6 protein-coding genes and 1 pseudogene are annotated in these 4,674 nt (G+C 55.1%); all 7 read right to left on the reverse strand.

Features of this window, described 5'->3' with window-relative positions:
- Positions 1–673, reverse strand: a pseudogene (locus AC222A_RS18715) (monovalent cation/H+ antiporter subunit D family protein); the annotation flags it as partial.
- Positions 670–2,142, reverse strand: a complete 1,473-nt coding sequence (locus tag AC222A_RS18720) for a monovalent cation/H+ antiporter subunit D family protein (protein ID WP_372810771.1) — start codon at positions 2,140–2,142, stop codon at positions 670–672. The gene AC222A_RS18720 and the pseudogene AC222A_RS18715, both read right to left, overlap by 4 nt.
- Positions 2,136–2,486, reverse strand: a complete 351-nt coding sequence (locus tag AC222A_RS18725; protein WP_372749402.1) for a cation:proton antiporter subunit C — start codon at positions 2,484–2,486, stop codon at positions 2,136–2,138. Before AC222A_RS18725 ends, AC222A_RS18720 begins: the two co-directional genes overlap by 7 nt.
- The gene (locus AC222A_RS18730) at positions 2,483–3,427 is read right to left on the reverse strand and encodes a Na(+)/H(+) antiporter subunit B (RefSeq protein WP_372758730.1); all 945 of its coding nucleotides are present in this window, start codon (positions 3,425–3,427) and stop codon (positions 2,483–2,485) included. Before AC222A_RS18730 ends, AC222A_RS18725 begins: the two co-directional genes overlap by 4 nt.
- A 60-nt stretch (positions 3,428–3,487) precedes the next feature.
- Entirely contained in the window at positions 3,488–3,811 is a 324-nt protein-coding gene (mnhG, locus tag AC222A_RS18735; RefSeq protein WP_372750317.1) for a monovalent cation/H(+) antiporter subunit G, read from the reverse strand.
- A complete protein-coding gene (locus AC222A_RS18740) occupies positions 3,804–4,088 on the reverse strand; it encodes an MrpF/PhaF family protein (protein WP_372750318.1) in 285 nt (94 codons plus the stop codon). The genes mnhG and AC222A_RS18740 overlap by 8 nt, the downstream gene beginning before the upstream one ends.
- 5 nt (positions 4,089–4,093) lie before the next feature.
- Entirely contained in the window at positions 4,094–4,567 is a 474-nt protein-coding gene (locus AC222A_RS18745; protein ID WP_372758731.1) for a Na+/H+ antiporter subunit E, read from the reverse strand.
- Positions 4,568–4,674: the final 107 nt, after the last annotated feature.

Here is a 4,674-nt window from a genome sequence, read left to right on the forward strand (position 1 = left end):
GCATGAGGGCCGCTTTGCCAATACCAAAGGCAAACAGCACCAGCAACACGGACAGAACCGACGGCGAAACATCGTCCCCGAATACCCCACCCGGCTGAAACTCCAGCGTTCCGGCAAAGAACCAGGTACCGATCATCGCCGGAATGAAAAAGACGATGGAAGTACCCAGCAACAAACTCAGATAAGTACGCCCACCCTTCAGCGCCTTTTCGGTGCCGGCATGGGTCACCAGCGGATAGGTGCTGAAGGTCACAATTTCGTAAAAAACAAACAAGGTAAACAGGTTGCCCGCGTAGGCCAGCCCCATCACCGCAGCAATCGCCACCGCGAAGAAAACATAAAAGCGGGTTTGATTGTCTTCCTCATGCCCACGCATATAGCCGATGGCATAGAGGGTGGTGATCGGCCACAACAGGCTGGCAACCAGACCAAACACCAGCCCGAGCGGTTGCAGTTGCAGACTGATGGCAAGCTTCGGCAAAACCTCCACCAACACCACACCGCCTTCACCCAAGCGATAGAGGCAGAGATTGACAATAAACAACGCAACCCCGGTCAGCAGGGAGATGGCTTCACGCAGATTCGGATGGTTTCGCGCCAGCAAAATACCGGGAACCGCCAGTAGCGGCAGCACCAACGCGATCAATAAAAGATGAGTCGCTGATTGCATCATGGTCGACTCCCCATCAGAAAGTTCACCGCCTGCTCGGAACCCTCCACGGTGAGACTCGTATCAATACCAAAGTACAGATTGGCCAGCGCCATACCCCACAGCGGAATCAGCAGCATCAGGGGCGCCTCACTGATGGCCACCCCGTCGCGCTGCTGGAAATAGGCAACTTCCACAATCCGCCAGACATAGAACAGAGCAATAAACGAACCAATTAGCACCAGCGCTACCAACGGCCACAGTCCCGCCTCCATCGCCGCCAGTACAAGAAACCACTTACTGACAAAACCGGCCGTCAGGGGCACACCGATCAAACTCAGTGCACCAATCAACAGACCAGCCATCGTCCAGGGCATGGCCCGTCCGAGGCCACGAAAATCGTCTAATCGACTACCGCCAACACGACACACCACCGCCGCCACCGCGATAAACAGCGCCGCTTTGATCAGCGCATGGTTAAACAGGTGCAGCAATGCTGCCTGCAAACCCAGCGCACTGCCAAGGCCCACACCAATGACCAGATAGCCGATCTGGCCGACACTGGAAAGCGCAAAAATACGTTTGACGTTGTCCTGCCGGATCGCCGCCAGAGACGCCAGTAGTACCGCCGCTGCGCCTAGCACAAGAAGCAGCGCTCCCATCGGGAACAGGGCGTTAACCGCCTCCTGACCAAGCACGTCAAAGTACATGCGAATTAATAGATAGAGCGCGACTTTGGTCGCCGAGGCGGCGAGAAAAGCCGTGGCCATCGACGGCGCTTGAGTATAGGCGTCAGGGAGCCAGCCGTGCAGCGGAAACAGCGCCAGCTTCAGCGCAATGCCTATCACAATAAACGCAAACGCCGCAGCCACAAGGCGTTTTTCCTCAAGCCCGGGCAAGCGCTGCGCCAAATCGGCCATATTCAGCGTGCCCGTTAAACTGTAGAGAAAGCCGAGGCCAATCAGGAAAAAGGTTGCGCCAATGGTGCCGACAATCAGGTATTGATAGGCGGCAAACAGCGCCCGGCGATCACGCCCTAGCGCCACCAGCGCATAAGTCGACAGTGACGAAATTTCCAGAAACACAAAGACATTAAAGGCATCGCCCGTGGCAACAATACCGAGCAGCCCAGCATGGCAGAGCAACAACAGAACATAGAACGGAGAATGACGGGATTCCGGCAGCTCGGCCACTAGACTGCTGTTGGCACCGATAACCACGGCTACAGCAACAAGATTGATCAGCAACAGCACAAAGGACGACAAGGCATCAATGCGATACTCGATCCCCCAGGGCGCTTCCCAGCCCCCCATTGCATAACTGATCGGGCCACTGGCCTGGACCTGCAAAAACAGGGCAATACTGATACCGAGCGACAGCAGGCAGGCCAGACAGGTAAAGAGCCAGGCCGCGCGGGCCCGCTCCAGAATCAGACAGGCCGGAGCCGCAAGCAGCGGGACGACAACCTGAAGAACAGCAAGATGGTTCAGCACGGCTTATCCTGTTCCAGTATCACATCTTCCTCAACGCTTCCGTAGGCGCGTTTGATACGCAGCACCAGCGCCAGCGCCAACGCCATGGTAGCAATCCCCACCACAATGGCCGTGAGAATCAACACCTGCGGCAAGGGGTTCGAATACAGCTCAGCCCCGTCGATCACTATCGGTGCGGTGCCGCCATTAACCTTGGCCGTGCTGATATAAAAAATAAAAACGGAGGTTTGAAAAACATTTAGGCCAATCAATTTTTTGACCAGGTTACCCTGTGTCATGACGATGTAGAGACCCAGTGTCATCAACAGCACCACAACCAGATAGTTATAGTAATCCGCCATCATTCCTCCAGCTCGTCGCGGCTGCGAGTGGCGCGGGTAAACGCAAAGAAGATCAGCACCATGGCCGAGGCCACAGTGATGCCGACACCCAACTCAATCAGAATAATACCGATGTGCTGCCCGGTGACCGAATCGTCCGCCAACACCGAGTAGTTCAGGTATTCGCCGCCATTTAAAAAACTGGCCAGACCGACGCTGCCGTAGATCAAGACACCCAGCGCGACAAGCCAGCGCAGAACACCAAGCGGCACTACCCGCTGGGCATTACTGAGCCCAAAGAGCATGGCATAGAGAATGATGCCGACCGCAAAAATAACCCCGGCTTGAAAGCCCCCGCCCGGCCCGTACTCACCGTGGAATTGCACGTACAGACCAAACAATAGAATCAAAGGAATCAGCATCTTCCCGACAATTCGCAGCACTTTGTGCTCTGCCATCAACGCCTGCGTAGACTGTTGCGGCGTTTTCGGGCGACCGCCCAGCAGAATGACCACCACACCAACCGCCGCGGTAAAGATCACCACTACTTCGCCCAGTGTATCGAAGCCCCGATAGCTGGCCAGCACGCTGGTCACCATATTAGGGATACCGATTTCATCCGGCGAGTCGTGAATATAGCGCTGCGCAACATGGCCGTGCGAAGGCGCATCGACATATCCGAAAGGTGGCATCTGCAGCATTGCCGCAAACAGGGCAACCGCAAGTACGAGCATCAATAACAGCGGGAAAAACCGAATACGCCGCCCTTCGGCTTCGTAGCGCCCGACACTGGACAACACCGTGAGCATCAATAAGGGGAAAATGCCTGCGCCCACGGCGGCTTCCGTGAAGGCGACATCGGCCGCATCCATCAGTATAAAAAAGCTTGCGGACAGCAAACCGTAAATGCCAGACAACATCACTGTGGCAAACAGATCCCGCGCCCGCACGATGGCCAACGCCACGATTACAAGCAGGGTTAAAACGGATATATCAAGCAGCGTACCGATGACAAAAACTCCCGACTAATGACGCTCGTTATTCGAATTATCGCCCAGCGGCCGCAGACCACCGTGGAGCGCCGATTTCGCCAGGGCGTGACTCGCCGTAGGGCCGGTAATCATCACAAATAGCAAGATCAGCAAAAGCTTGAACAGTGGCAGGCCCCAACCGGAGTGCAACATCAAGCCCAACACAATCAGGGTAGCCGCCATGGTTTCGGTCACCCCCGCGGCGTGCATGCGGGTAAAAAAGTCCGGAAAGCGCAAAACACCCAAACCGCCGGAAAAAATCAGAAAGGCACCGAGCAACAGACACAGCGAGCCCAATAGCGTTACCAACTCAGCCATCTTCACCCACCTTGTCGCTTACGTTGTCCGAGCCGTATTCGAAAAACCGCAACACCGCGATCACACTGATAAAGTTAATCAGCGCGTATATCAGGGCAACATCGAGAAAGTCCGGACGCCCAACGATATAGCTGACAACGGCGATCAGCAGAACCGTTTTGGTGCCAAAGAGGTTAACCGCCAGAATGCGATCGTAAATGGTCGGGCCAAGCAGAGCGCGGGCGATGGCCATAGCCATCACGACAATCAGAGCAATTGCGACTACCGTCAATACCATCGGTCCTATCGCTCCAAATCACTTACACGGCGATCCATTTCGCCAGCGCGTAAATCTTCCAGTCCCTCGCGACTCAACGCGTGCACATAGACCCGGTCGTCTTCCAAATCCATTGCCACCGTGCCCGGTGTGAGGGTAATCGAATTGGCGTAGATCACCCGCCCGATATCTGTGACCTGACTCAGTGGAAGCCACGCAGCACAGGGAGAAATACTGTTTCGGCCTGACCAGACGCGCTTGACCACATCAATATTGCTGACAATCAACTGTCCCACCAGCCAAATGTAATAACTCGGCAACTTGATATTGAACAGGTGGAGGGGGTGGGACTCATGATCAACAACATCCATGCGGTGCGTCAGATAGACCACAAAGATCGCGGAAAACAAGCCAAAGCTCAGCAACAGCGGTTTGTAATAGCCTGAGTTGATCAGCCAAAAGGTGGCGAGCAACAGAAAAACGCTGACGGTATGCTTCATATTGGTATTACCGCTCCGGAAAAGCCGATAGCTGATTTTAGTTATTTCTGAGCGACGATTGTACGCCCAGACGACCGATATCGATCATTGCGCCCCCTAGAGAGAGC

It is taken from the genome of Litorivivens sp., assembly GCF_057445395.1.